This is a genomic window from Luteitalea sp. (genome assembly GCF_022842525.1).
Lineage (GTDB): Bacteria > Acidobacteriota > Vicinamibacteria > Vicinamibacterales > Vicinamibacteraceae > Luteitalea.
Genome location: NZ_JALHPM010000354.1, coordinates 1 through 3,193, shown reverse-complemented (window position 1 = coordinate 3,193; position 3,193 = coordinate 1). Strand labels below are relative to the sequence as shown.

The window sequence follows — 3,193 nt, the reverse complement described above, 5'->3', positions numbered from 1 at the left end:
AGCGGATGTTGCGCGGACCGTAGACCTGCGCGGGCGATCCGAACTGGGGCAGGGTGTTGATGGCCCCGGCCGGGTCGCCGTTCTGACGCAGGTTGATCGTGCCGCCGAGGGTGCGGGCATCCCAGGCGACGTTGTTGTTGCTGACGTTGTTGAAGTCGACCGACGCTTCGAGCTCGCGCGCGCCGCCGAACCGCACCGTCTTGAAGACGCGCACGTCACCGACGACGCGCTTCGGCAGACGGAACGAGCCGAGCGGTTCGACATTGACGGTGCTGTTGCCGCCCACGGTCTGGGCCACGACGACCTGTCGCGTGATCGGAATGCCGCTCTGGGCGTTGAAGTTGCCGGCCACGCCGATGTCGTAGAACGGCAGCACGTAGGTGCCGGTGACCTTGAACTGGTGCGGCCGGTCGCCGATCTGGCCGTTGAAGTTCGTGTTCTGCCCGGCCAGCGGCCCGGTGACATTGAGGAGCGAGTTCGGGTTGATGTTGACGCTCAGGCCTTCGACACGGCTGCGGGCGTAGGTATAGCCCGCCACCATCTGCCAGCGGTTCGACATGCGCTTGGTGGCCGTGATCTCGATCCCGTTGTAGGTCTGGCGGTAGCTGCGGTCGTTGGTGAAGAAGGTCTCGTTCACCGCCGTGGACTTCCGATCGTAGAACTGGAAGGTGCCGTCGTCGGCCGTGCCGAACACGCCGTCGCGGCCGGCGTCGGGCCGGGTCGTGAGGAACGTGTCGAAGGGATTGGCCGGATTCGACGTGGCCTGCGGGTTGCGCTCGAGGCGATGCGTGAACACCGCGCTCAGCCGCAGCGCCGGAAACAGCTCGTGGTCGATGCCGCCGGTGAACTCATCGGTGTAGGGGCGGGTGTAGTTCGGGTCCACCGACACCGTGGCCGGGTCGACGCGGTTGATGACCGCGTTACCCGTCTGTTCGCCGGGCTGGAAGATCCGATCGCCGTTGATGTCGTTCCAGTTGTAGGTCTCGGAGTAGGTCGCGTTCGGGTTGACGCCGTCGAGAATGCCGCCGCCGGCCCCAATCACGTAGTAGTAGCGGCCGATGGCGGCCTTGAGCGCCGTGCGGCCGGTGCCCATCAGGTCGTAGGCCGCGCTGAGGCGCGGGCCGAAGTTCTTCCAGTTCACGACGTTCCGCTGTTCCGGGAACGAGCGCTGGAGGTTCGGGAAGAAGCGACTGGCCGGGCTGCTCTGTTCCGGCAGGTAGCCCTCCAGGCGCTCCCACCGGACGCCGGCGGTGACGGTGAGGCGCTTGATCGAGAAGCTGTCCTGCGCGTAGAGGGCGGTGACGTCCACGGCGGTCTTCGTGAAGAACGGGGTGGCGAAGATCTGCACGTTCTGCGACAGGCCGGTGGCGCTGTTGTAGGTCGGCTCGACGTCGTCGATGCGCGTGGCGCGGTTCTCGACCGGGGCGTGCGCGTGGTCGAAGCCGAACTTGAATTCATGGCGGGCGCCGAGGAAGTTGTCGACGTAGTACTGGCCGGTGGCGTTGGCCTGATACCGGTCGCGCCACCGCTCGGTGCCGACGTTGAAGTTGCGCGTGCGGATGTTGGTGGCCGAGTCGAGCAGCGTCTGCTGGGTGGTGTTGAGGTAGGTCGGGAAGAAGATCCTGTTGACGCCGACGCGCGCGTCGACGAAGAACTTCTGTGAGACCACCGAGTTCCACAACACCTGGTAGATGTCGAACACGTCGTCTTCGTTGACGGTCGAGTCCTCGGTGGCCAGGTTCGAGGCAATCAGGAACCGTCGCGGCTTCTTGTAGTACTGGCGCGAGTACAGCCCGGTGAGGCGGTTGTTCTGCGACACCTGGTAGTTGGCGTTGAGGAGGCCCGACGTGATGTCGGTCTGATCGAGCACGAGCGTGGAGAACGCCGCCGGCACGTTGACGTGCACGCGCCAGTCGCGGAACGACGTGAACATCCGCAGCTTGTTCTTGAGGAGCGGCCCGCCGGCGCTGACGTTGACATCGGAGACGAAGTCCACGGCGTTGGTCGTCGGCCGGAAGCCGTACCTGAGCAGGTTGTCGTCGATGTTCTGGCCCTGCGTCGCGTCACCCAGCCACGCCGTGGTCACGCGGCCCTTCCACGAGTCGCTGCCGCTCTTCGTCACCATGTTCAGGAAGACGCCGCTCGTGGGCACCGTGATGTCGTGGGCCCCGGTCGAGACCTGGATGTCGTCGAAGGCATCGAAGTCGTAGTAGAAGCCGGCGGCGCCGATGGCCTGCGGGTCGCCGACGTTGATCCCGTTCAGGAAGCTCGAGTTCTGCGCGCTCGTCGTGCCGCGGGCGTTGAACACACCCTGCAGGCCGCCCGACGTGCCGCCGACGTCGGGGCGCGTGATGAGCAGGCTCGGCACCTTGTATTCCACGAGCGACCAGATGTCACGGCCGCCCGGCGTGCCCTGCAGGAGCTGCTCGCCGAGGTTCACGCTCGTGTTGGCGCTCGTCGTGTCGATGACCGGTGAGGCCCCCGTGACGGTGACCGTTTCGGCCACGGTCGCGAGCGGCATCTGCAGATCGAGCGGCACGGTCGCGCCCACCTGCACGGTGACGTTCTCGCGCACCACCGTCTTGAATCCCTGCAGCTCGAGCCGCACGGCGTAGACCCCGGGGAGCAGCGAGGGGAAGCGGTTGGTGCCCGCGCCGTCGGTGACGCCGCTCATCGAGCCGGCTACGAGCACCGGGCTCGTGAGGGTGACGGCCACGCCAGGCACCGCCGCGCCCTGGTCGTCGGTCACGCGCACCAGAATCGATCCCGACTGCATCTGCGCCACTGCCGGTCCCGTGGCCGTGAGCGCCAGGAGAGCCGTGAACAGGGCTCGTCGTAGAACTTTCATCGCAGGCCTCCAATAATCCGTGGATGTTCGTGCAAGAGATTGAAGCAAGACAAGGTCTTCACAATCCCGTCGGGTGTGCGGCCGCCGAACGGCGGGGGAATCGGCGCATCGGACACCGCGCCCGCAGGGAACGAGCCACAGCGTAGCAAGCACGGTACCGGAACGTGCACACATTCATGGGGCACCAGTCATCCATCTCGCAGGCGCGTTCATCGTCGAAGTCAGTTAAGCTGAGACGCATGCGCCTCGTCCTGGTCGCGCTCGCGATCGCGCTCCTCGCCGCGCCCGTTCAGGCGCAGACGAAGAAGACGCCGGCCCGCCGTCCGGCCCCGGCCCGGAAGGCGC

At 66.3% G+C, this 3,193-nt stretch carries 1 protein-coding gene; it reads right to left on the bottom strand.

All coding sequences use genetic code 11. The features are described from left to right. Window positions 1-2,848, bottom strand: a 2,848-nt coding sequence (locus Q0C41_RS30830; protein WP_291990786.1) for a TonB-dependent receptor, incomplete at its 3' end; no start/stop codon positions are given. Window positions 2,849-3,193 lie beyond the last annotated feature (345 nt).